Source organism: Kitasatospora griseola, from assembly GCF_014648555.1.
GTDB lineage: Bacteria > Actinomycetota > Actinomycetes > Streptomycetales > Streptomycetaceae > Kitasatospora > Kitasatospora griseola.
Window position 1 is genome coordinate 148,886 of record NZ_BMRI01000005.1, and the last position, 22,837, is coordinate 171,722.

General features: G+C 72.6%; 21 protein-coding genes. 6 read left to right on the forward strand and 15 right to left on the reverse strand.

Annotated elements, in window-relative coordinates; genetic code table 11:
* Nucleotides 1–204: 204 nt before the first annotated feature.
* The 7 genes from IEZ12_RS08555 to IEZ12_RS08585 all read right to left on the reverse strand — a co-directional run bounded on the left by IEZ12_RS08555 (nt 205) and on the right by IEZ12_RS08585 (nt 6,853).
* Nucleotides 205–915 carry a hypothetical protein gene (locus tag IEZ12_RS08555; RefSeq protein WP_189271479.1) on the reverse strand — a complete coding sequence of 237 codons (711 nt, stop codon included), beginning with the start codon at nt 913–915 and terminating at the stop codon, nt 205–207.
* Nucleotides 912–1,415, reverse strand: a complete 504-nt coding sequence (locus IEZ12_RS08560; protein ID WP_189271480.1) for a SigE family RNA polymerase sigma factor — start codon at nt 1,413–1,415, stop codon at nt 912–914. The genes IEZ12_RS08555 and IEZ12_RS08560 overlap by 4 nt, the downstream gene beginning before the upstream one ends.
* Nucleotides 1,416–1,592: 177 nt before the next feature.
* A complete protein-coding gene (gene tuf, locus IEZ12_RS08565; RefSeq protein WP_030457430.1) occupies nt 1,593–2,786 on the reverse strand; it encodes an elongation factor Tu in 1,194 nt (397 codons plus the stop codon).
* Nucleotides 2,787–2,987: 201 nt separating this feature from the next.
* Nucleotides 2,988–5,093, reverse strand: coding sequence for an elongation factor G (fusA, locus tag IEZ12_RS08570; RefSeq protein ID WP_189271481.1), 2,106 nt, complete (start codon nt 5,091–5,093; stop codon nt 2,988–2,990).
* Between the two features lie 39 nt (nt 5,094–5,132).
* Nucleotides 5,133–5,603 carry a 30S ribosomal protein S7 gene (gene rpsG / locus IEZ12_RS08575; RefSeq protein ID WP_030457432.1) on the reverse strand — a complete coding sequence of 157 codons (471 nt, stop codon included), beginning with the start codon at nt 5,601–5,603 and terminating at the stop codon, nt 5,133–5,135.
* Between the two features lie 2 nt (nt 5,604–5,605).
* On the reverse strand, nt 5,606–5,977 hold the full coding sequence (gene rpsL / locus IEZ12_RS08580; protein WP_014144289.1) for a 30S ribosomal protein S12: 372 nt from the start codon (nt 5,975–5,977) through the stop codon (nt 5,606–5,608).
* A gap of 318 nt (nt 5,978–6,295) precedes the next feature.
* Nucleotides 6,296–6,853 carry a DUF1707 and DUF4190 domain-containing protein gene (locus IEZ12_RS08585; protein WP_308431015.1) on the reverse strand — a complete coding sequence of 186 codons (558 nt, stop codon included), beginning with the start codon at nt 6,851–6,853 and terminating at the stop codon, nt 6,296–6,298.
* 220 nt (nt 6,854–7,073) lie between these two features.
* Here IEZ12_RS08585 and IEZ12_RS08590 point away from each other — a divergent pair, with 220 nt between their 5' ends.
* The 6 genes from IEZ12_RS08590 to IEZ12_RS08615 all read left to right on the forward strand — a co-directional run bounded on the left by IEZ12_RS08590 (nt 7,074) and on the right by IEZ12_RS08615 (nt 14,744).
* On the forward strand, nt 7,074–7,853 hold the full coding sequence (locus tag IEZ12_RS08590; protein WP_043914601.1) for an ABC transporter ATP-binding protein: 780 nt from the start codon (nt 7,074–7,076) through the stop codon (nt 7,851–7,853).
* A complete protein-coding gene (locus tag IEZ12_RS08595) occupies nt 7,850–9,490 on the forward strand; it encodes a transporter (RefSeq protein ID WP_189271482.1) in 1,641 nt (546 codons plus the stop codon). The genes IEZ12_RS08590 and IEZ12_RS08595 overlap by 4 nt, the downstream gene beginning before the upstream one ends.
* Before the next feature lie 82 nt (nt 9,491–9,572).
* The gene (locus IEZ12_RS08600) at nt 9,573–11,597 is read left to right on the forward strand and encodes a serine/threonine-protein kinase (protein WP_189271483.1); all 2,025 of its coding nucleotides are present in this window, start codon (nt 9,573–9,575) and stop codon (nt 11,595–11,597) included.
* A gap of 86 nt (nt 11,598–11,683) precedes the next feature.
* A complete protein-coding gene (locus IEZ12_RS08605) occupies nt 11,684–12,982 on the forward strand; it encodes a DUF2786 domain-containing protein (protein ID WP_189271484.1) in 1,299 nt (432 codons plus the stop codon).
* A gap of 27 nt (nt 12,983–13,009) precedes the next feature.
* A complete protein-coding gene (locus IEZ12_RS08610; protein WP_043914606.1) occupies nt 13,010–14,035 on the forward strand; it encodes an ADP-ribosylglycohydrolase family protein in 1,026 nt (341 codons plus the stop codon).
* A gap of 4 nt (nt 14,036–14,039) precedes the next feature.
* The gene (locus tag IEZ12_RS08615; protein ID WP_189271485.1) at nt 14,040–14,744 is read left to right on the forward strand and encodes a VWA domain-containing protein; all 705 of its coding nucleotides are present in this window, start codon (nt 14,040–14,042) and stop codon (nt 14,742–14,744) included.
* Between the two features lie 12 nt (nt 14,745–14,756).
* On the opposite strand, the gene IEZ12_RS08620 is transcribed toward IEZ12_RS08615, so the two are convergent.
* From IEZ12_RS08620 to IEZ12_RS08655, 8 genes are all read right to left on the reverse strand, one after another.
* Nucleotides 14,757–15,752, reverse strand: coding sequence for an ADP-ribosylglycohydrolase family protein (locus IEZ12_RS08620; RefSeq protein ID WP_189271486.1), 996 nt, complete (start codon nt 15,750–15,752; stop codon nt 14,757–14,759).
* Nucleotides 15,753–15,766: 14 nt separating this feature from the next.
* Nucleotides 15,767–16,978 (reverse strand): cytochrome P450, encoded by a 1,212-nt coding sequence (locus IEZ12_RS08625; protein ID WP_189271487.1) that lies wholly within the window; start codon nt 16,976–16,978, stop codon nt 15,767–15,769.
* A 60-nt stretch (nt 16,979–17,038) separates the two neighbouring features.
* Nucleotides 17,039–17,788, reverse strand: a complete 750-nt coding sequence (locus tag IEZ12_RS08630) for an SIR2 family NAD-dependent protein deacylase (RefSeq protein WP_189271488.1) — start codon at nt 17,786–17,788, stop codon at nt 17,039–17,041.
* On the reverse strand, nt 17,785–18,366 hold the full coding sequence (locus IEZ12_RS08635) for a hypothetical protein (RefSeq protein WP_189271489.1): 582 nt from the start codon (nt 18,364–18,366) through the stop codon (nt 17,785–17,787). Before IEZ12_RS08635 ends, IEZ12_RS08630 begins: the two co-directional genes overlap by 4 nt.
* A gap of 286 nt (nt 18,367–18,652) precedes the next feature.
* Nucleotides 18,653–19,327, reverse strand: a complete 675-nt coding sequence (locus IEZ12_RS08640; RefSeq protein WP_043914619.1) for a response regulator — start codon at nt 19,325–19,327, stop codon at nt 18,653–18,655.
* 14 nt (nt 19,328–19,341) lie between these two features.
* Nucleotides 19,342–20,502 carry a sensor histidine kinase gene (locus IEZ12_RS08645; RefSeq protein WP_229847344.1) on the reverse strand — a complete coding sequence of 387 codons (1,161 nt, stop codon included), beginning with the start codon at nt 20,500–20,502 and terminating at the stop codon, nt 19,342–19,344.
* A 105-nt stretch (nt 20,503–20,607) separates the two neighbouring features.
* The gene (locus IEZ12_RS08650; RefSeq protein ID WP_189271491.1) at nt 20,608–22,059 is read right to left on the reverse strand and encodes a WGR domain-containing protein; all 1,452 of its coding nucleotides are present in this window, start codon (nt 22,057–22,059) and stop codon (nt 20,608–20,610) included.
* Nucleotides 22,060–22,166: 107 nt separating this feature from the next.
* A complete protein-coding gene (locus IEZ12_RS08655) occupies nt 22,167–22,835 on the reverse strand; it encodes a DUF4097 family beta strand repeat-containing protein (protein ID WP_189271492.1) in 669 nt (222 codons plus the stop codon).
* Nucleotides 22,836–22,837 lie beyond the last annotated feature (2 nt).

Consider the following 22,837-nt stretch of genomic DNA (forward strand, 5'->3'; position numbering starts at 1 on the left):
CTGCCGCGGTGTCGCTTACACACCACTGCACCCACACACAGCACGTGGGAACATGAACGGCCATTCACGGGAACGACGAGTACATGGGACTCGCTTCCAGTCCTCCCGACGGGAGGCGCGCAGCATCGGTACTCAACCGAGCAACTCAGACATCCTGCCACAACGCGGGCCCGCGACGCCAATCAGTGGATCCTGCGACGCTCCTCACACCCCGCCGTCGCCGACCGGCACCAGCTCGGGCCGCCGCACCAGGTCACGCAACTGTTCGGCGGTCAGCGGCGGCGCGTCCATCGCCGGGCCGGGCGCCCGGGTGCCGAGGTAGCCGCTGATCGCGTCCACGAACAGCGCCCGCCCGCCCGGCAGCAGCAGGACCGCGTCCACGCTCCTCCCCCAGGCCAGCTCGACCCGGCCCGCGGGGTCCGGCCGCTGGTCGACCGTCAGCTCGTCCCGCCGCAGCGCCGCCTGGAGTGTGCAGGAGCGCGCGGCGACGGTGGGCAGTTCGGGCGTGCAGCTCAGCGACGGGGAACTGGCGAGGCCGGTCTCGATCCGGATCACCCCGAGCCGGCCGTCCCGGCGGAGCCAGTAGACGCCGTCCAGTGGACCGCCGTGGTCGGCTCCCGGCCCGAGCACCGGGGCGGCCCGCTCGACCGTGCCGAGGCCGGCCGGCAGCAGCGCCTGCAGCCGCTGTGCCTGTTGCCGCTCCGGCCGGTCCGCGGCGCTCGGCCGGTCCGGCGGGCCCCAGCCCGGGACGATCGCCCCGACGGCCAGCAGGCCGGCCGCCGCCAGGCCCAGCCCGGTGCGGCGCCGGCGGCGGATCCGGGCGGCGCGGGCGAACAGCGGCCGGTCGTCCGCGACGGCGGGCGGCTCTGCCAGGGCCTGCTCCAGAAGCTGTCGGATCTGCGCGTGCCCGGTCATGGCCGGTCCCCCTGCAACTGGTCGATGTCCTGCGGGACGAGGGCGCGCAACGCGGCCAGGCCGCGGGCCGAGTGGCTGCGGACGGTGCTCTCCGGCATGCCGAGCAGTTCCGCGGTGGCCGCGACGTCGAGGTCCTCCCAGTAGCGGAGCACCACCACCGCCCGCTGCTTGGGCCGGAGCCCGGCCAGGGCGGCCCGCACCGCGACGCCGAGCTTGGGCTCGGGGTGCGCCGCGGCGGGCTCGGGCAGCTCGCCGTAGGCCTGCTCGCGCCGCCAGAACCGGCGGCGGGCTGCGATGAAGGTGTTCAGCAGCGTCTGCCGGGCGTAGGCGTCGAGGTTGTCGATCCGCCGCAGCCGGCGCCGGCCGAGGATCACCTTGACCAGCGTCGTCTGGACCAGGTCGTCGGCCTCGTCGCGGTCGCCGCACAGCAGGTAGGCGCTGCGGAACAGCGCCGTCCGGCGGGCGGCGACGAACTCGTGCAGCACCTGGTCGGGATCCACCGGCGCCCTCCCCCTCTCCCGGACCGCCCCGGCGGGGCGGCTCCACCCCTTCCAGTGCGTCGGACCGCCGCCCGCGTTGCACCCGGCCGGGAGAAAAGCGAGCGGGCCCGCTCCCCCGAAGGGAAGCGGGCCCGCTGCGTGAGCCTGTCCTGCGACAGACCGGGTCAGAGCGTCGAATTACTTGACGATCTTGGTGACCTGGCCGGCGCCGACGGTGCGGCCACCCTCACGGATGGCGAACTTCAGGCCCTCCTCCATGGCGACGGGCTGGATCAGCGCGACGGTCATGGCGGTGTTGTCGCCCGGCATGACCATCTCGGTGCCCTCGGGGAGGGTCACGACGCCGGTCACGTCCGTGGTACGGAAGTAGAACTGCGGGCGGTAGTTGTTGAAGAACGGGGTGTGACGGCCACCCTCGTCCTTCGACAGGATGTAGGCCTGGGCCTCGAAGTCGGTGTGCGGGGTGACCGAACCCGGCTTGATGATGACCTGGCCGCGCTCGACGTCCTCGCGCTTGATGCCACGGAGCAGCAGACCGACGTTCTCACCGGCCTGGCCCTCGTCGAGCAGCTTGCGGAACATCTCGATACCGGTGACCGTGGTGGTGGTCTTGGTGGTCTTGATGCCGATGATGTCGACGGTCTCGTTGACCTTGAGGATGCCACGCTCGATACGACCGGTGACGACGGTGCCACGACCGGTGATCGTGAAGACGTCCTCGATCGGCATCAGGAACGGCTGGTCGGTGAGGCGAGCCGGGGTCGGGATGGCCTCGTCGACCGCGTGCATCAGGCCGAGGAGCTTCTCGCCCCACTCCTTGTCGCCCTCCAGCGCCTTCAGCGCGGAGACGCGGACGACCGGCAGGTCGTCGCCCGGGAACTCGTACTCGGAGAGGAGCTCACGGACCTCGAGCTCGACGAGCTCCAGGATCTCCTCGTCGTCCACCATGTCGGCCTTGTTCAGGGCGACGACGATGTAGGGGACGCCGACCTGGCGGGCCAGGAGGACGTGCTCCTTGGTCTGCGGCATCGGGCCGTCGGTGGCGGCGACGACGAGGATCGCACCGTCCATCTGGGCCGCACCGGTGATCATGTTCTTGATGTAGTCCGCGTGACCCGGGCAGTCGACGTGGGCGTAGTGACGCGCCTCGGTCTGGTACTCGACGTGCGCGATGGAGATGGTGATACCGCGCTGACGCTCCTCCGGCGCCTTGTCGATCTGGTCGAACGGCGTGAAGGGGTTGATGTCCGGGTACGCGTCGTGCAGCACCTTGGTGATGGCCGCGGTCAGCGTGGTCTTACCGTGGTCGATGTGACCAATGGTGCCGATGTTGACGTGGGGCTTCGTCCGCTCGAACTTCGCCTTCGCCACTGCAGTCCTCCTGAGGACAGTTCTGTACGCCGTACGACGTCAGTTGGTCTGGATCGGGTTATTGGTACGGGGCGCTGGTTGCGCCCCATGCCGTCCCGCGGGTGGGGGTGCCGGAGGGCTCCCGGGCGGAGCCCGGACGGGTGACGTCCGGGTGCCCTCCTTCTAGCCTAAAGGGTCTGATTCATCCCGATTACCGGGACGTCACTCGCCCTTGGCCTTGGCGATGATGTCGTCCGCCACGTTCCGCGGAACCTCGGCGTACGAGTCGAACTGCATCGAGTAGCTTGCGCGACCAGAGGTCTTGCTGCGCAGGTCACCGACGTAGCCGAACATCTCGGACAGCGGCACCAGCGCCTTGACGACGCGGGCGCCGTGACGCTCCTCCATGGCCCGGATCTGGCCACGGCGGGAGTTGATGTCGCCGATCACGTCGCCCATGTAGTCCTCGGGGGTGGTGACCTCGACGGCCATCATCGGCTCGAGCAGAGCCGGCGACGCCTTCTTGGCACCTTCCTTGAACGCCATGGAACCGGCGATCTTGAACGCGAGCTCGGACGAGTCGACGTCGTGCGACGCACCGTCGAGCAGGCTCACGCGAACGCCCTGGAGCGGGTAGCCGGCGAGCACGCCGAACTCCATGGCCTCCTGGCAACCGGCGTCGACCGAGGGGATGTACTCCCGCGGGACGCGGCCACCGGTGACCTTGTTGACGAACTCGTAGCCCTCGCCGGACTCGAGCGGCTCGATCGCGATCTGGATCTTCGCGAACTGGCCGGAGCCACCGGTCTGCTTCTTGTGCGTGTAGTCGATGCGCTCGACGGCCTTGCGGATCGTCTCGCGGTACGCGACCTGCGGCTTGCCGACGTTGGCCTCGACCTTGAACTCACGGCGCATACGGTCGACCAGCACCTCAAGGTGCAGCTCGCCCATACCCGCGATGATGGTCTGGCCGGTCTCTTCGTCCGTGTTGACCTGGAAGGACGGGTCCTCCTCGGCCAGGCGCTGGATGGCGACACCCAGCTTCTCCTGGTCGCCCTTGGACTTGGGCTCGATCGCGACGCGGATGACCGGGGCCGGGAAGTCCATGGACTCCAGGATGACCGGCTGCTTCTCGTCGGACAGCGTCTCACCGGTGGTGGTCTGCTTCAGGCCCATGACGGCGATGATGTCGCCGGCGCCCACCGAGTCGATCTCCTCACGCTTGTTCGCGTGCATGCGGTAGATCTTGCCGATGCGCTCCTTCTTGCCCTTGACGGAGTTCAGCACCGAGGTGCCGGACTCCAGGCGGCCGGAGTACACGCGGACGAAGGTGAGCTTGCCCAGGTGCGGGTCAGACATGATCTTGAACGCGAGGGCGGCGAGCGGCTCGTCGTCAGAGGCCTGACGGACGATCTTCTCCTCGTCGTTGCCCGGCTTCGTACCCTCGATGCCCTCGATGTCGAGCGGCGACGGCAGGTACTTCACGACCGCGTCGAGCAGGGGCTGGACGCCCTTGTTCTTGAACGCGGAGCCGCAGAAGATCGGGGTGAAGGACGAGTCCAGGGTGCCCTTGCGGATCGCGGCGACCAGCAGCTCCTCGGGGATGTCTTCGCCCTCCAGGGCGAGCTCCATCACCTCGTCGCTGATGTTCGACACGGTGTCGATCAGGGCCTCGCGGTACTCCGCCGCCTGCTCGGCCAGGTCGGCCGGGATCTCGACGGTGTCGTACATCTCGCCCTTGGGGGCGTCGGCCGAGTAGACCAGGGCCTTCATCTTCACCAGGTCGACGACACCGGTGAAGTCGGCCTCGGCGCCGATCGGCAGCTGCATGACCAGCGGGGTGGCGCCGAGGCGGTCCACGATGGTCTGCACGCAGAAGAAGAAGTTGGCGCCCGTGCGGTCCAGCTTGTTGATGAAGCAGATGCGCGGGACACCGTAGCGGTCAGCCTGCCGCCACACGGTCTCGGACTGGGGCTCGACACCGGCGACGCCGTCGAACACCGTCACGCCACCGTCGAGGACGCGCAGCGAGCGCTCCACCTCGACGGTGAAGTCGACGTGGCCCGGGGTGTCGATGATGTTGATCGTGTTCTCGACACCGTCGAGGGTCCAGTGGCAGGTCGTCGCGGCCGACGTGATGGTGATGCCGCGCTCCTGCTCCTGCTCCATCCAGTCCATGGTGGCAGCGCCATCGTGGACCTCACCGATCTTGTACGAGACACCGGTGTAGAACAGGATCCGCTCGGTGGTGGTGGTCTTGCCCGCGTCGATGTGCGCCATGATCCCGATGTTGCGGACCTTGGCGAGGTCAAGGGAGGTTGCAGCCATGGTGGCTCGTTCTCTCTCTGTCTAGTGACGGGGTTCGGACTACCAGCGGTAGTGCGCGAAGGCCTTGTTGGACTCGGCCATCTTGTGGGTGTCCTCGCGACGCTTCACGGAAGCGCCCAGACCGTTGCTGGCGTCGAGGATCTCGTTGAGCAGACGCTCGGTCATGGTCTTCTCGCGACGGGCGCGGGAGTAACCGACCAGCCAGCGCAGCGCCAGGGTGTTGGCGCGGCCCGGGCGGACCTCGACCGGCACCTGGTAGGTGGCGCCGCCGACGCGGCGGGACTTGACCTCAAGGGTCGGCTTGACGTTCTCCAGCGCGCGCTTCAGCGCGACGACCGGGTCGGCGCCGGTCTTCTCACGGACGCCCTCAAGGGCGCCGTAGACGATCCGCTCGGCGGTGGAGCGCTTGCCGTGCAGCAGGATCTTGTTGACCAGCGAGGTCACCAGCGGGGAGCCGTAAACCGGGTCGATGATGACCGGGCGCTTCGGGGCGGGGCCCTTACGAGGCATTCTTACTTCTCCTTCTTGGCGCCGTAGCGGCTGCGAGCCTGCTTGCGGTTCTTGACACCCTGGGTGTCGAGGGAGCCGCGGATGATCTTGTAGCGGACACCAGGAAGGTCCTTCACACGGCCACCGCGGACCAGCACGATGGAGTGTTCCTGCAGGTTGTGGCCCTCGCCCGGGATGTAAGCGGTGACCTCGATCCCGCTGGTGAGGCGCACACGGGCGACCTTACGGAGAGCCGAGTTCGGCTTCTTCGGGGTGGTCGTGTACACACGCGTGCAGACGCCGCGACGCTGGGGCGAACCCTTCAGTGCGGGCGTCTTGTTCTTCTCGACCTTGTCCTGCCGGCCCTTTCGGACCAGCTGCTGGATCGTAGGCACCGTTTCTCCGTTTTCTGTGTGCCAAGGCTTGGTGAAACTAACCTGCGGTGTGGCCCCCACTCTCCGACCCACGCGGTCGGGCGTGTTGGGCCTTCTTCGGGGGAAGAATCACGGAATCCCGAGCTGAGCTGCGGCTACGACACAGGCCGGGCGGGTGGAGTCTCCGCCACGGCGGCCGATCTGCTGGCACGCACAAGGACCCGGGCACACCCCAGGCACAAGGTCAGAGCGTACCTAGCGCACAGGCGGCGGTCAAAACAAATGGGGCGCGCCGGGGCCGCCGCCGCCCGGGCCCGCGCCGACCTGCCGAAACCCGGCTCAGTGCGGCGAGCCGCTGCCGGCCGCCAGGACCACCAGGAGGAGGAACGCCACCCAACCGGCGAGTGAGAGCCAGCCGAACACCAGGCCGAAGATCGCCAGACCGTCGCCGTCCTCCCGGGTGCGGCGGATCTGTGAACGGGCGATGTGGCCGGTGATCACGGCGGGCACGCCGGTCAGGCCGAAGGTGAACAGGGTCAGGCCGCCGAGGATCGCCGAGGCCACCGCCAGGCCGTTGTTGCTCGGCGCGACGGGCAGCGGGGGCGGCTGCGGCAGGAAGGTCGCCGGGACGGCGGCGCCGAACGGGGCGACCACCGGTCCGGACGGCAGGTCGCCGACCAGGGAGGACAACTGGCCGTAGGTGGCGGCCTGATGGGCGGAGGCCATCCGGTGCTCGTACTCGGCGGCGGTGAGCCGGCCCTCGGCGTAGGCGGCCTTCAGCACGTCCACGGTGCGCTCGCGGTCGGCGTGCGCGGCGCGCATCGCGGACTGCGGCGTCGTCGCCGGCTGCCAGGGCTGCTGCCCGTACGGCGCCGGCGTTCCCCACTGACCGGCCATCTCGGCCACCTCCCGTTCCCCGCACTGCGCGTGCGCTCCTCAGGATGCAGGACGAACGGGGCGTCCGGGTAGTTGCCGGGCTGCGGCGGGTGACGGTCGGCCACCCGCCCCCAAGCGGCCAATACCGCCACATGGGGGATGGAAAGGTAAAGAAATGATCATAAGGTCGAGTGGCCCGGCCAGGACCGACAGGACCGACTCGACAAGGAGACCACCCGCCATGGAGGCGACCACCACGCCGCCCGCCGTCTCGATCCGCGACCTGTGGAAGCGCTTCGGAGCGCAGACCGCCGTCGCCGGACTGAACCTCGACCTGCCCGCCGGTTCGTTCATCGGACTGGTCGGCCCGAACGGCGCCGGCAAGACCACCACGCTGTCGATGGTCACCGGCCTGCTCCGCCCCGACCAGGGCACCGTGCTGGTGCACGGGGCCGACGTCTGGCAGGACCCGGTCGCGGTCAAGTCCCGGATCGGCATCCTGCCCGAGGGCCTGCGGATGTTCGAGCGCCTCAGCGGCCGTGAACTGCTGCAGTACAACGGCCGGTTGCGCGGCCTGCCCGGCCCGGAGACCGACCGGCGCGCCGAGGAACTGCTCGCCGTGCTCGACCTGACCGGCTCCGCCGACAAGCTGGTCGCCGACTACTCCACCGGCATGCGCAAGAAGATCGGCCTGGCCGCGGCGCTGCTGCACAACCCCGACGTGCTGTTCCTGGACGAGCCGTTCGAGGGCGTCGACCCGGTGTCCGCGCAGACCATCCGCGGCGTGCTCACCCGGTACGCCGCCTCCGGCTCCACCGTGGTGTTCTCCAGCCACGTCATGGAACTCGTCGAGTCGCTGTGCGACTGGGTCGCCGTGGTCAACGCCGGCCGGGTGGTCGCCGCCGGGCCGCTCGACCAGGTGCGCGGCGAGACCTCGCTGCACCAGGCGTTCCTCGGGCTGGTCGGCGTCCGCGAGGACGACGGGCAGGCGCTCGGCTGGCTCGGTGGGGGCCACCGGTGAGCACCACGACCGCTGCCGCAACCCCCGACGTGTCCGCCGCGGACGACCGGGCCGTCGTCCGCGCGCTGGTCTCGCTCAAGCTCCGGCTGCTGCGCAACGGGCTGCGGCGCAGCCCCGGCCGGGCCGCCGGCTTCCTGGTCGGCACCAGCCTCGGCCTGCTGTTCGGCGTGTCCGCGGCCGTCGGCATGGTGGCGCTGCGCGGGCACGCGGGCGCCGCCGACGCCGCCGCGGTGCTGACCGCCGGACTGGCCGTCTCCTGGGCCGCCCTGCCGCTGTTCTTCTTCGCCGGCGACGAGAGCGCCGACCCGACCCGGCTCACCATGCTGCCGCTCCGCCCGCGGGCCCTGCTGCGCGGCACCCTGCTGGGCAGCCTGGTCGGCCCCGGCCCGCTGGTCGGCCTGCTGCTGCTGATCGGCGCCGCCGCGGCCGGCGGGCAGGGCGCGGCCTCCGCGGTCGTCGCGGTGCTCGCGGTGCCGCTCACCCTGCTGCTGCTGATCGCGCTGACCCGCTCGGTGGCCGCCGCCAACGCCCGGCTGCTGTCCAGCCGGCGCGGCAAGGACTTCGCGATCTTCGGCGGCCTGCTGTTCGCGCTGCTGATCCAGCTCGGCAACCTGGGCATGCAGAGCGGCTTCCAGGACCCCAAGGGCCTCGACCTGTCGGTGCTGCACCCGTACGCCGCGGTGGTGCGCTGGATCCCGCCGGTCTCCGCGATCGACGCGGTGCGCTCGGCCGGCGAGGGCGCCTACCTGGTCGCGGCGCTGCAACTCGCGCTCGCCGGCGGCCTGCTGGCCGTCCTGCTGCGCTGGTGGCTGCGCAGTCTGCAGGACCTGATGGTCTCCGGCGACGCCTCCACCCTGGTGGAGACGTCCTCGGTGCACTCCGGCACGGGCTCCCGGTTCTGGCGGCTGCTGCCCGCCGGCCGGGCCGGCACCGTCGCCCAGCGGCACCTGCGCTACACCTGGCGGGAGCCCCGCGCGAAGGTCGCGCTCTTCACCGGCATCGGCATGACCTGCGTGATCGCGGCGCTGTCGGTGGTCCAGGGCTGGAGCTCGGTGTACGTGATCGCGATCGGCGCGCTGATGCTCGGTCTGCAGTCCGGCAACCTGTTCGGCATGGACGGCTCCGGGTTCTGGATGGTCGCCGCCACCCTGAGCACCCGTCGGGACGCCCGCGACGAGCTGCGCGGCCGGGTGTTCGCCGTCCTGCTGTACGGCGTCGCCGTTCTGCTGCTGGTCGGACCGGTGCTCGCCGCCGTCACCGGCAAGTGGGCGGAGCTCGCGCCCGCGCTCGGCCTGGCGCTCGCCGCGCTCGGCACCGGCGTCGGCCTGGGCTGCGTGACCAGCGTGTACGCCCCGTACGCGGTGCCCGCCGACGGCAACCCGATGCGCAGCGCCGCGCCCGGGCAGAACGGCGTGGTGATGCTCAACGCCTTCGGCTCGATGTTCGGCGTCACGCTGGGCTGCGCGCCGCTCGGCATCACGCTCGGCGTCCTGCTGATCTCCCACTCGCCGGTCTGGCCGGTGCTGCCGGCCGGTGTGCTGTACGGCGCGGGGATGGTCCTGCTGGGCGTCCGGATCGCGTCCGGCGGGCTGATCAAGCGGCTGCCGGAGATCCTCACCCGGGTGATCGAGCGCTGACGGACCCCCCGACCGGCCCCGGGCCCGCCGCTATCATGCGTGCGCGCCCGGGGCCGACCCGTGTGCACGGGGAGGACACACCATGGGGACGCCGATCGCCGCGGCGACGCACCTGACGCACTACGGCTGGACCGACAGTCCGTTCTGGAAGCAGACCGTGCTGCCGATGCTCGTGGTGCTGCTGGTGCTGCGGCTGGTCACCGTCGTCACCCTCGGCCGCAGCCAGCACGGCTACCGGGCCCGGCTGCTCAGCCGCGCCCGGCGGACCCAGATCCGCACCCTGCTGGCCGGGGACGCCTCCCGCCGCCAGTTCGAACTGCGGGCGCTGCGCACCGCGTACCCGCCCCGGCGGATCGCCGCCGCGGTGGAGCTCGTGCTGCCCGTGCTGGTGGGCGCCGGGCTCACCGTGCTGCTGTGGATCGCCATGCACCGGCAGTTCCGGGGGGACGACGCCGTCGATCAGGAGGCCGTGCGCACCAGCCCGCCGTGGCTGGCGGCGCGCGGGCTGCTCGCGCTGTTCGGCGGCGAGGGCGGGCTCGGCGCGGCGCTGACCGGCCTGGTGCTGACCGCGCTGTGGCAGCTGCTGTGGGCCCGCACCCGGTTCCTGGTGCTGTGCACCCGGATGCCGTCCGGCACCTGGGAGCACTCCCGGCTGCGCCGCTACCTGGTGCCGGTGCTGGCCGCCCAGTTCCTGCTGATGCCGCTGGTGCTGCCGAACGGCGCGCTGCTCGCGCTGGTGGTGTGGCAGCTGTGCTCGCTGTACGCCACCCGCCGCCTGAACCTGCTGCCGACGGCCCTCGCCGCCCCGCCGCTGACGGGCGTCGCCGCGTCCGCCGACGCGCCCGCCGGGGCGGTCCGGGACACCGTCGACACGCTCGGCGCGGCCGCCTCCGCCCGGTTGCAGTCGATCCGCGAGACCCGCGAGGCGCAGCGCACCCGCCGTGCCCGGGAGGCCGCCGCGCGGGCCGCCGCCGCGCAGAACGAGGCGGCGGCCGCCGCCCGGGACGCCGAGACCGCCCGCGCGGTGCTCGCCGAGTCCGAGGCGTTGCGGGCCGCCCGGGACGCCGAACTCGCCGACGCGGCGGCCCGGTTCGCGGCCGAGCCCACAGCGGCCGGCGCGCCGGCCGCGCCGACGGCGGTGGACGGCACGGTGCGCGACCCGGACGCGGTGGCGACGGTGCGCAGGCCGGACGGGCCGCCGAGCCCGGACGGCCTGCCGACGGTCGACGTCAAGCCGCTGCCGAGCGGGGCGCCGACCGCGATCGGCGCGTACCGGCTGATCGGGCTGATCGGCTCCGGCGGGTTCGGCACCGTCTACCTGGCGCGCCGTCAGGGCTCGGCCACCCAGGTCGCGCTGAAGACCCTGCACGCCGACACCGAGCACGACGAGGAGCTGCACCGCCGGTTCGCGAACGAGGCGAAGGTGCTGGCCCAGGCGCCCGCCGCGCACACCGCCCGGGTGCTGGACACCGGCGTCGCCGACGGCACCCCGTTCATCGCCATGGAGCTGCTCGACGGCCGCCCCCTGCAGGCCCTGCTGCGCGAGCGCGGCCCGCTGGCCGACCCGGCCGCGCTGCGCGCGCTCGCGGTGGCGCTGGCCGTCGCCCTGGACGCCCTGCACCGCGGCGGGCTGGTGCACCGCGACCTGAAGCCGTCCAACATCATGATGACCAGCGACGGCCCCAAGCTGCTGGACTTCGGAATCTCGCTGATGGTCGACCACACCCGGCTGACCCGGACCGGCGGCATGGTCGGCACGCCGGTCTTCATGGCCCCGGAGCAGCTGGCCGAGGGCCCGGTCGGGCCGGCCGCCGACGTCTGGGCGTGGGCCTGCTGCCTGATCTGCGCGGCGCACGGCGACAGCCCGTTCGCCACCGCCAACCCGTACGCCGTCTACCACCGGATCGTCAACGAGGACCCCGACCCGGCGGCGGTCGCCGCCGTCCGCGCGCTCGACCCGGAGCTGGCCGACACCGTCGGGCGCGCCCTCGCCAAAGACCTCGCCGACCGCCCCGCCGACGGGGCCGCGCTGCTGGCGCTGCTCACCGCCGACGGCACCCCGGCGCAGCGGCAGATCGACCGCGGCTGGGAGGCCCTGGGCGGCTGACCGACCCGGCAGTCGGCGCGGTCCGGTCGCGTGCTCCGGCATCATGGGGAGCGCCCCTCCCCCGTGCCCCAGGAAGCAGGACCGCCGTGACCATCACCGATCAGCCCGTGGACGAGCTGCTGGCGGAGGCGGTGGGCCGGGTGGTCGGCGCACCGGCCGACGGGCTGGAGTTCGTGGTGGACGGCGCGGCCTCGGCGCTGGCGGCGTCCGCGGACCGGTGGCCGCTGGTGAGCCGGGCGCTGCTGGGCTTCGCGGACCGGTCGGTGGGCCGGTGCTGGGCGGCGGGCTGGCGGCCGGCCGACCTGGTGCGGGTGGCGCGGCGCGAGCTGGGCCCGGTGCAGGTGGCGCTGGCGGTGGACCTGATCGCCGCGGAGGGCCGCCGGCATCCGGCCGCCGCGCTGGACCGGCGCTGGCAGGAGCAGCTGCGGGAGTTGGAGGCGGAGCCCTGGTGGGCGTCCGACGAGGCGTACCTGCAGGCGTTCGCGGACCGGCACCGGATGGACCGGTTCGCGCTGGCCACGGCGGCGCTGGAGCTGCTGCGGGTGTGGGCGCTGCTGCCTCCCGTGCAGCCGGTGGGCCCGGCGCCGGGGCAGTCCGCGCCGCGGGTGAGCGCGCCGCGCAGCGGGGAGCCGCGGATGCTGGGGCGGATCCGGGCGCTGCTGGCGAAGGCCGAGTCGACCGGTTTCCCGGACGAGGCGGAGGCGCTGACGGCGAAGGCCCAGGAGTTGATGGCTCGTCACTCGATCGACGAGGCGCTGCTGTCGGCGGGCGGGCCGTCGTCGGACCGGCCGGCGGCGCTGCGGATCGGCGTGGACAACCCGTACGAGGGCCCGAAGACGATGCTGCTGGACGCGGTGGCGGCGGCGAACCGGTGCCGGGTGGTGTGGGCGAAGGAGTTCGGGTTCTGCACGGTGATCGGCTTCGACGCCGACCTGGACTGCGTCGAGCTGCTGTACACCTCGCTGCTGGTGCAGGCGACGTCGGCGATGCAGCGGGCGGGCAGCCGCAAGCACAAGGACGGGGCGGCCCGGACGAAGGCGTTCCGGCAGTCGTTCCTGGTGGCGTACGCGGCGCGGATCCGGGAGCGGCTGGCGGACGCCACCGAGCGGGCCACCGAGGACGCGGCGGCCGGGCGGCCGGCCGAGCCGGGCGAGCCGGGCGGCGTCGAGGACGGCGGCGGGGCGCTGCCGGTGCCGACCCCGGACGGCGGGCTGCTGCCGGTGCTGGCGGCCCGGGCCGAGGCCGTGGACGACGCGGTTGGCAGGATGTTCCCGAAGCTGGTGTCGCAGCGGGTGCGGGTGAGCGACGGCGAGGGCTGGGTCGAGGGCCGGGCCGCCGCCGACCGGGCCACGCTGCACCGGGGTTCGGGCCGGATCGAGCGCTGACGGAACGTCGGCGGACAGGGGGTGGGCATGGAGTTCGCGGAACGGGTGCGCGGATCGCTGGTCGGCGGTGCGCTGGGCGACGCGCTGGGGTGGCCGATCGAGTTCCTGCGGCTGGACCGCATCCGGGAGCTGCACGGCGAGGCGGGCCTGACCGACCTGGCGGACGCCGGCCGCGGCGGCCAGGTCACCGACGACACCCAGATGACCCTGTTCACCGCGGAGGGCCTGCTGCGCGGCGGCCGCCGCGAGGACCTGCACGCCGCGTACCGCCGCTGGTTCCAGACCCAGCGGCTGCCCGGCCCCGAGCGCTTCCCGGACGGCTGGCTGGCCGGGCAGGAGTTCCTGTACGCCTCCCGCGCGCCGGGCAACGCCTGCATGACGGGTGTGGTGCTGGACTGCACGGAGGCCGTCCCGTTCGGGCAGGACGGCCCGGTGAACCCGAACTCGAAGGGCTGCGGGACGGTGATGCGCTCGGCGCCGTTCGGCCTGGTCGGCCTGGGCCCGGACGAGGCGTTCCGGCAGGCCGCACTGGCGGCGCAGCTGACGCACGGTCACCCGACGGGCTACCTGGCGGCGGGCGCGTTCGCCGCGCTGATCGAGCGGGTCGCGGCCGGGGTGCCGCTGCGGGCGGCGGTGTCCTCGACGCTGGCGAGGCTGGCGGCGGTGCCGGACAACGCGGAGACGACCCAGGCGCTGCGCCGGGCGGTGCGGGTGGCCGACGAGGGCCCGGGTTCGGCGGAGTCGGTGGAACGAGTCGGCCTGGGCTGGGTCGCCGAGGAGTGCCTGGCGATCGCGGTGTACGCGGCGCTGGTCGGCGCGGACGCCCGGGAGGCGCTGGTGCTGGCCGTGAACCACTCGGGCGACAGCGACTCCACGGGCGCGGTCTGCGGCAACCTGGTGGGCGCGATGTACGGCCTGTCCGGCCTGCCTGCCGACTGGTGCGCGCTGGTGGAGGGCCGGGAGGTGCTGCTGCAGGTGGCCGACGACCTGGTGGCGTTCGCCCACGGCGACCGGGCGGCGCTCGCCGACCGCTACCCGCTGCCGGTCGGGTGACGCGGTGGCGCTGAGCCTGGAGAAGGTGTCGGCCGCCGCGCCCGGTCTGGTCGACCTGTACAAGTCCGCGCGGGTCAGCCTGGCCAAGCGCGGACTCCAGCACGCCCGGGCCGCCGTCTACCTGGTGCTCGACCGGTCCGGCTCGATGCGGCCGCACTACCGGTCCGGGACCGTCCAGCACTTCGCCGAGCAGGTGCTGGCGCTCTCGGCGCACCTGGACGACGACGGGCGGGTGCCGGTGGTCTTCTTCTCCACCGAGGTGGACGGCGTCGCCGAGATCTCGCTCGACGACCACCGGGACCGGATCGGCCGCCTGCACTTCTCGCTGGGGCACATGGGCCGGACCAACTACCACCTGGCGATGAAGGCCGTGATCCGGCACTACCAGCTCTCCGGGGCCACCGACCCGGCGCTGGTGGTGTTCCAGACCGACGGCGGCCCGACCTCCCGCGCGGCGGCCCGGGACATGCTCTGCCTGGCCGCCGAACTCCCGATCTACTGGCAGTTCGTGGGCTTCGGCGACCCCGCCGACCAGGAGTTCGCCTTCCTGCACCGGCTCGACGAACTGCCCGTCCCGGCCCGCCGCCCGGTCGACAACGCCGGGTTCTTCCCGGCCGGCGCCGACCCGCGGGCGCTCGCCGACGCCGAGCTGTACGACCGGCTGCTGACCGGCTTCCCGGAGTGGCTGACCGCCATGGGCCTGGGCTGACGAGCCCCGGGCTCAGTCCCAGAGCGCGCCGAACGCCAGCAACTCCTTGCGGTACTCGATCCGCTCCACCCACTCGTCCGGCCAGGCGCCCTCGCCGTGACGGGCGCCGGCGAACGCACCGGCCAGGCAGGCCAGCGAGTCGGAGTCGCCGGAGGAGACGGCGGCCCGGCGGACGGCGGCGACCGGGTCGTCGGGCAGCAGCAGGAAGCAGAGCAGCGCGGTGGCGAACGCCTCCTCGGCGACCCAGCCCTCCCCCGTCCGCTCGCAGGGATCGGCGTCCACTTCGCCCGCGGCGAGGGCGGAGTCGAGCCGGTCGAGGGCCAGCAGGCACTCGTCCCAGCCGCGGGCGATAAACGCCTCCGGCGAGCCGAAGTGGTCCCGGGAGGCGAGGTCGCCGAGCCAGAACTCGTCGTAGCGGGTGCGCTGTTCGTGAGCGTGGGCGCGCAGCCGGGCGGGCAGCTCGGCCGGGTCGACGCCCTGGGCGAGCCAGCGGACGGTGAACGCGGTGAGTTCGCTGGCGGCCAGCGCCGTCGGGTGGCCGTGGGTGAGGCCTGACTGCAGCTGGGACGCGCCGGACACCTGCCGGTCCGTCAACTCCCGGACCAGGCCGAGCGGGGCGACCCGCATGTTGGCCCCGCAGCCCTTGGAACCGATGTCGGACGCGTCCTGCCAGGGCCGGCCGGTGGACAGCCGGAAGCAGGACCGCAGGCAGGTCATGCCGGGGGCCCGATTGTTGTCCGGGGAGCGCCACCAGTCCACGAACTCCTCGCGCAGCGGCAGTTCGAGGCGCAGCGGGACGAGCGGGCCCTCGGCGAGGCCGGTGCGCAGGGCACGGGCGAGCGCCAACGTCATCTGGGTGTCGTCGGTGACCTGGGCCTTCTTCGGCAGCGGGAGCTGCCGCCACTGGGGGCTGAGCAGCCCGATCTCGTCCAGGTTCAGGAACTCGGTGCGCTTTCCCAGAGCATCGCCGATCGCCAGCCCCAGCATCGCCCCTGTCGCCCGCCCCATGACCCGTGCCCCTCTCAGACCTCGACCAGCAGTTCCTTGAGTCCGCGGATCACGTAGCCGGGGTTCCACTCGGGTTCGCGCACCAGCGTCAGCCCGGGGGCCTTGCGGAGCAGCGCGCCGTAGGACTCGGTGAGTTCGAGTCTGGCAAGCGGAGCGCCGAGACAGAAGTGAATTCCGGCGCCGAAGGTGATGTGCGCGTTGTCGGAGCGGCCCAGGTCGAGCCGGTCGGGGTCGGCGAACCGCTCCGGGTCGCGGTTGGCGGAGCCGAACAGCAGCGCCACCTCCGCGCCGCGCGGGATCCGTACGGTGCCGACCTCGATGTCCTCCAGCACCCAGCGCTCGAACATCTGCAGCGGGGTGTCGTAGCGCATCAGCTCTTCGATGGCGGTGGGCAGCAGTTCGTCCACCGCGCCGCGCAGCCGGGCGAGTTCGCCGGGGTTGCGGAGCAGCGCCCACCAGCCGTTGCCGGTGGTGTTGACGGTCGCCTCGTGGCCCGCGTTCAGCAGCAGCACGCAGGTGGAGATCATCTCCTGCTCGCTGAGCACCTGCCCGTCCTCGGCGGCCTGGGCCAGCGCGCTGATCAGGTCGGCGCCGGGCTGCTCGCGCCGACGGCGGATCAGCTCCCGCAGGTAGCCGGAGAATTCGAGGCTGGCGGTGACCGCCCGGCGGGCCGTCTCCTCGTCCGGGTTGAGTTCGAACATCCCGGTGATGTCGGACGACCAGGGCCGCAGCAGGTGCCGGTCCGACTCCGGGACGCCCAGCATCTCGGCGATCACCGCGACCGGCAGCGGCTCCGCGACCTTCGCGATCAGGTCGCCGCCGCCGTCGGCGAGCAGCCCGTCGACCAGCTCGCCGGCGAGGCGCTGCACGGTCGGGCGCAGCGACTCCACCATGCGCGGGGTGAACGCCTTGGACACCAGCCGCCGGATCCGGGTGTGGTCGGGGCCCTCCAGGTCCAGCAGGCCGTAGTCGTTCAGGGTGTGGAACGGCTCGTGCGCCGGGTTCGGCGCGGGCTGCCCGAACTCCTCGTGGCTGAATCGGTGCGTGAACGTACGGCCCAACCGTCGGTCCCGCAGCAGCGCGTTGACGTCCGCGTACCGGGAGACCAGCCACTGGTCGCTCGGCTCGAAGTGGACGACCGGCGACTGCTCGCGCAGCGCCGCGTACGCCGGGTACGGGTGGGCCACGAACTCGGCCGACCACGGGTCGAAGGCATCGATCGCCATGGAGCTCTCTCCCTGCTCGTCAGATCGCCATCGTATGCCGTCCGACCTGCGGGTTTACCCTCAGCCCCGGGCCAGGTCGCCGCTCACCAGCCGCTGCACCAGCTTCGGCAGCGCCTCCGAGATCGGCTCACGGACCACCTCGTGCGCCGCCCAGTCCCACGGCGTGGGCTCGCCGTTGACGACGATCAGCCGGGCGTCGTTCTCCAACGCGATCCGCGGCAGCAGCGCCGCCGGATGCACCTGGAGCGAACTGCCCACTGCCAGGAACACCTGACACCCCTTGGCGATCGCGTCCGCCTTCACCAGCACCATTTCGTCCAGCGCCTCGCCGAACATCACGGTGCGCGGCCGCAGCACCCCACCGCAATCGGCACACGCCGGGTCGTCCTCCCCCGCCGCGACCCGCTCCAGCGCCGCCGCCATCGGACCGACCGCCCGGCACCCGACGCACTGCACCTCGGCGGCCGTCCCGTGAAGCTCGATCACCTTCCGGACGGGCAACCCCGCCGCCTGGTGCAGGCCGTCCACGTTCTGCGTCAGCACCCGCATCGGCACGCCCGCCCGCTCCAGCTCGACCAGCGCCCGATGCCCCGCGTTCGGCTTCGCCCCGACCGCGCCGGCATCCCGCCGCATCAGCCAGGACCGGCGCCGCACCTCGGTGCTCGCCAGGTACGGGCCGATCGTCACCAGCTCCTGCGCACTCGGATCACGCTGCCAAAGCCCCTGCGGGCCACGGTAGTCGGGAATCCCCGAGTCCGTGGAGATCCCCGCCCCCGTCAACACCGCCACCAGCGGACGCTTCTCGCTCATGCCCCGGACGGTACGGCCCGCAGCCGGTTCTGACCACCCGTTATCACCGGCCAGAACGCCGCCAGGTACAGCGCCGCACCGACCGGCATGAAGTCCAACGACGCCCCCATCAGCACCGTGCCCACCAGCAGCAGCACCGGGCTCCACCAGCGCACCACCCCGCGCACCGTCAGCCGCACCAGCAGCGCCAGCAGGCCCACGTACAGCATCATCGGCACCACCGTGTACACCACCGGCAGCACACCCGGCACCGACTGCACCCGATCGAACAGCTCCGAACGCGCCGCGTAGTCCTGCGAGACCGCGTTCGCGTACAGGTCGATGCTGCTCTGCGCGAGCCCGGACAGCACCCCCGCGAGACCCGCCCCCAACCAGACCCGGCCCCAGACGCCGCCCGCACCGCCCAGACGCCACAGCTCCACCATGCCGAGACCCATCAGCACCATCCCCGCGAACAGCGCGACATGCCCGATCGTCCACCCCGGCCCCACCCCCCGCGAGCCCGGCACCAGCCGCACCGCCCCGTACACCGCCAGCAGCCCCGCCGCCCATCCCAACGCCCGACGCCCCGTGACCATCGCCCAACCCCTTTGCGTGAGTGCCCTTTTCGACACCCGCAACCCTGCCGCGACGGCCTGCGGCGCGACTCCCCCGCGACGGTGAAACGCGGGACTCCCCCGTAGGGACGAGGACAGCAGGTGGGCGCGAAAACAGGGGCGCGGGGAACTGCGCGACAAGCGCACACCTGTCCGCAAGGTCGCGATCAATGGCAAGTCATTGCCCGCTTCGCGACCTTGCGGTCGGGTGCCTTCCGCTGCGCGCCGTTCCCCGCGCCCCCGGTTTCGCGCCCACCTGCTCGCGCAGTCACTCCCCGGCCGTGACGGCTCCCGCCTCGTACGCGAAGACCACCGCGTGCACCCGGTCCCGCAGCCCCAGCTTCTGGAGCAGGTTGCTGACGTGCGTCTTGACCGTGTGCTCGCTGACCACCAGCTCCGCGGCGATCTCGGCGTTCGACATGCCCCGGGCCACCAGTCGCAGGGTCTCCAGCTCGCGGGCGGTGAGGGAGCCCAGGAGGAGGCCCAGCGGTCGGGAGACGGCCAGCGTCCCGCCGGCCTTGCGGGCGGTGACTTCGCCGATGACGCGGCGGGTCACGGAGGGGGCGAGGAGGGCCTCGCCGGAGTTGACGACGCGGACGGCGTGGGCGAGGTCGTCGCGGCGGACGTCCTTGAGCAGGAAGCCGCTCGCCCCGGCGTACAGCGCGTCGAAGACGTAGTCGTCGACGTCGAAGGTGGTCAGCATGATCACCTTGCAGCGCGGGAACTCGGCGCAGACCCGACGCGCCGCCTCCAGCCCGTCCATCACGGGCATCCGGACGTCCAGCAGCAGCACGTCGGGATCGAAGCTGCGCACGGCGTCGATGGCCTGCTGCCCGTCGCCGACTTCGGCGACGACCTCGATGTCGGGTTGGGCGTCGAGGATCATGCCGAAGCCGGCGCGGACCAGTTCCTGGTCGTCGGCGATCACCACTCGTACGGTCAACTCGGGTTCCTTCCTCAGGCGTTGAGCGGCAGCACGGCAGCCACCAGGTAGCCCGGGCCGTCGGTTCGGGGGCCGGTTTCGGCGTTGCCGCCGCAGGCGGCCGCGCGTTCCCGGATGGAGAGCAGGCCGCGTCCGCCGGAGCGTCCGTCGATGCCGGCGCCGGCCGAAGCGGCAGGCCCGGTCCCGTCGTCGGCGACCGAGACGGTCAGGTCGGCGCCACCGCGGACGGCGACCCGCACCACGACCCGGTCGGCCCGGGCGTGCTTGACCACGTTGGTGAGGGCTTCCTGGACGATCCGGTAGGCCGCGGCCTGGACTTCGGCGGGCCCGGCCTCCTCGATGCGGGCGTCGACGGCGACGCCCGATTCGCGGACCCGGTCGAGGACGCCGCCGAGCTCGGCCAGTCGGGGTTGCGGGGCGAGCGCGGGCGCGGCGCCGTCCTCCTTGAGGACGCCGAGCACCCGTCGGAGTTGGACCATCGCGTCGCGTCCGGAGTCGGCGATGGCGTCGAAGGCGCGGATCGCCCGGTCGGGGTTGCTGTGCACCACCAGCGGCCCGGCCTCGGCCTGGACGACCATCAGGGAGACCGCGTGGGCCAGGATGTCGTGCATCTCGCGGGCGATCCGGCCGCGTTCCTCGGCGACGGCCCGGGCGGCGTCGCTGGCGGCGCGCAGTCCGACCTGCCGGGCGCGTTCGGCCTCGACGCCGGCCAGTCGGCGCAGTTCGCGGACCAGGGAGCCGACGACGAAGCTGCCGACGGACACCAGCAGGCTGAACAGCATGCCGTCGAAGGAGCGGGTGCCGATCACGTTGCCGACCACGCAGATCGCCAGCAGCACGGCGCGCTGCCAGTCCTTCCCGCGGTCGGCGACGGTGTAGATGGCGACCGCCATGGCGACCTGGATCTGCGGCATCGCGGAGTGCGCCAGTGCGGACAGCGCCATGGTGGGCACCCCGCACGCCCCCATCACCGCCCACGGGGCGCGGCGGCGCCACCACAGCGGCAGCGACCCGGCGATCGCCAGCGTGTACGCCCACCACTTCCCGCCCGCGCCGTGCGAGTCGGTGTACACCCCCCACACCGAGACCCAGACGGCGAGCGCCACCAGCGGCGCGTCCACCGCCCACGGCCGGGCCCTCCCCCAGGCCAGCAGGCCTTCCGTCCACTTCCCCATTCGCGCATCCTCTCGCATCGTCGGACGGCCGCCGCAGCCCTCCCCGGGAACGCCGAAGGGCGCCCCCGACCGGGAGCGCCCTGACGATGCGTCAATGCCGGGGCGTCACAGCAACCGCTTGATCTCTCCGCGCGCCCGGTAGAACCCGCCGGACGCGGACTCCCGCACCTCCGCCACCAGGTAGCGCGCGCCGGCCACCCGGACGTCCTTGGGGAACTGCACCCGCCAGCCGGGGTCGAAGCCCGGCGAGACCACCCGGACCCGCAGCCGGCTGCCGTCGGCGACGCACTCCACCTCGACCCCGGCGCCGGCCGCCGCGGTGACGCTGACGGTCTCCAGCTCCGCGGACGGCTCCACCCGGGCGATGTCGCGGCCGGTGACCTCGGCGGTGGTCGGCAGGGTGCCCTGCTCGGCGGCCTGCACGGCGCCCGGCGAGGCGTCCAGGCAGGCCAGCGAGCCGTCGGTGGTGACGACGTACAGCCGCCCGTCGCGGTACTGCATGCTGTACGCGGAGCCGCAGCCGGTGCCGAGCTTCCACAGCCGGGTGCCGTCGGCGGCGAAGCAGTACACCGAGGAGTGGTTGTCGCCCGCGAACACGTACTCGCCGTCCGGGGAGGCCGCGCAGGAGAACACCGAGGCGTCGCACTTGTACGCGACGACCTCGGCGCCGTCGGACTTGCGCAGCCGGTGCACCCAGCCCTGCGAGGTGCCGGCGAACACCTCGTCCCGCTCCTGCCAGCCGAACAGCACCTGGCCCTTGGTCCGGGTGTGCCACTGCTGGTCGCCGCCGCGCTTCGCGTACCGGGTGACGCCCGCCGAGTAGCCGTGGTAGACGGAGTCGGCGTCGCAGCGCACCATCCAGCCGGACGAGCCCTGCGCGTTGCGCCGCCACTGGAACTCGTCCTCGTGGTCGACGGTGGTCAGGCCGCCGCGCTCGTCGGCCACGCCGAGCACGCCGTCGTGGATGTCGAGCCAGTAGATGTCGACGTCCTGGGCGATCTCGTACGCCACCCGCGGCACCTTGCCGCCCAGGTCGTACACCTTGCCGTCGTCGCAGCCGGCGTAGATCCACCAGTCGTCGGCGACGATGCACTTGACGCCGTCGGGCAGGCCGAACCGGCCGGTGACCTCGCCGTCCCGGGTCAGCGTGTAGACGTCGCCGCTCTCATTGCCGACCCAGGCGTGCTCCTCGCCGACGTACACCCCGAACGCGGGCGAGCCGGAGCGGAAGCGCCACAGCAGCGGCGCCTGACGGGCGCTGGAGCGGGTCGAGGTGATCTGTCGACGCGTCACCGACCGGCGCTGGCGCACCCCCTGGACCGCCGGGGCGTAGCCCTTGCGGACCTTCTCGCCGATCTTCTTGGCGGCCTGGGCGGCGGCCTTCTCGGCGCTCGCGCAGATCGTGGTCTTCGTGGTTCCCGGCTCGCCGATCCGTCCGTACCGGATCGTCAGCTCCGCGCCCGTGACGGTGACTTCGTAGAACTTGTGGGCACTGCCCTGGTCCTCGGAGAGTTCCAGGTAGGTCACCTGCGGGTCTGCGGAAACAGTGGCAGACATGGCCGACGCCCCTTTCGGGCACAGAGTTCGGGGGGTGTCGGCGGGGCCATCGCCACCTGCCGACACACCTCAATCTAGGCCCTGCCACCGACAGTTGCGGCGGCCGGTCAGCTGTTGTCCACCTGCACACCGCCGCTGGTGGCACGGGCGATCAGGATGTGCGGCGCCCCGGCGACGGAGGGCACCTTCACGTCGGTGCCACCGCTGTCGGAGTGCGCCTCCACCTGGTACTGCTGCCCCGACGGCACCCGCACCTGCACGCCGCCGGAGTCGGTGGACAGCTCCGCCCGGGTCGGCGCCTCGACGAACCGGGCGTTCACCCCGCCGGAGGTCACCGACATCTTCACGTTGCGGGACTTCAGCCCGGTCGCCTCGATCCCGCCGGAGGTCACCTTGGCGTCCACGTCGCCCGCCACGTCGTGCAGCTGGATGCCGCCGCTGGTCTGCGACAGCTTCAGCCTGGTGCCGGCCGGGACGTGCACCTCGTAGCCGATCCCGCAGTTGTCGCAGGAGTAGGTCAGCTTCAGCACCCCGTCCTTGAGCTCGTGGGTGCCCTGCGGCTCCTCGTCCTGCCAGGCCCGCTTCTCCACCACCCGCACCGGGCCGTCGCCGACCCGGACGTCGATCCCCCCGCTGGTCCCGTCGACCACCAGCTCGTCGACTTGCCCGGGCACCTCGTACGACACCGTCTTGCGCTGCTGGTCCCACGGCCCGCAGCCCACCGCCCCGACCACCAGCAGTCCCACGACCGCCGCCGCCCCCATGATCCGCTTCACCG

Coding starts and splice junctions, on each gene's coding strand:
- IEZ12_RS08600 (WP_189271483.1), top strand. CDS start 9,573: ATGGGGACGCCGATCGCCGCGGCGACGCACCTGACGCACTACGGCTGG.
- IEZ12_RS08610 (WP_043914606.1), top strand. CDS start 13,010: ATGGAGTTCGCGGAACGGGTGCGCGGATCGCTGGTCGGCGGTGCGCTG.
- fusA (WP_189271481.1), bottom strand. CDS start 5,093: ATGGCTGCAACCTCCCTTGACCTCGCCAAGGTCCGCAACATCGGGATC.
- IEZ12_RS08620 (WP_189271486.1), bottom strand. CDS start 15,752: ATGGGGCGGGCGACAGGGGCGATGCTGGGGCTGGCGATCGGCGATGCT.
- IEZ12_RS08630 (WP_189271488.1), bottom strand. CDS start 17,788: ATGAGCGAGAAGCGTCCGCTGGTGGCGGTGTTGACGGGGGCGGGGATC.
- IEZ12_RS08590 (WP_043914601.1), top strand. CDS start 7,074: ATGGAGGCGACCACCACGCCGCCCGCCGTCTCGATCCGCGACCTGTGG.
- IEZ12_RS08650 (WP_189271491.1), bottom strand. CDS start 22,059: ATGTCTGCCACTGTTTCCGCAGACCCGCAGGTGACCTACCTGGAACTC.
- IEZ12_RS08645 (WP_229847344.1), bottom strand. CDS start 20,502: ATGGGGAAGTGGACGGAAGGCCTGCTGGCCTGGGGGAGGGCCCGGCCG.
- IEZ12_RS08635 (WP_189271489.1), bottom strand. CDS start 18,366: ATGGTCACGGGGCGTCGGGCGTTGGGATGGGCGGCGGGGCTGCTGGCG.
- rpsG (WP_030457432.1), bottom strand. CDS start 5,603: ATGCCTCGTAAGGGCCCCGCCCCGAAGCGCCCGGTCATCATCGACCCG.
- IEZ12_RS08585 (WP_308431015.1), bottom strand. CDS start 6,853: ATGGCCGGTCAGTGGGGAACGCCGGCGCCGTACGGGCAGCAGCCCTGG.
- IEZ12_RS08555 (WP_189271479.1), bottom strand. CDS start 915: ATGACCGGGCACGCGCAGATCCGACAGCTTCTGGAGCAGGCCCTGGCA.
- IEZ12_RS08625 (WP_189271487.1), bottom strand. CDS start 16,978: ATGGCGATCGATGCCTTCGACCCGTGGTCGGCCGAGTTCGTGGCCCAC.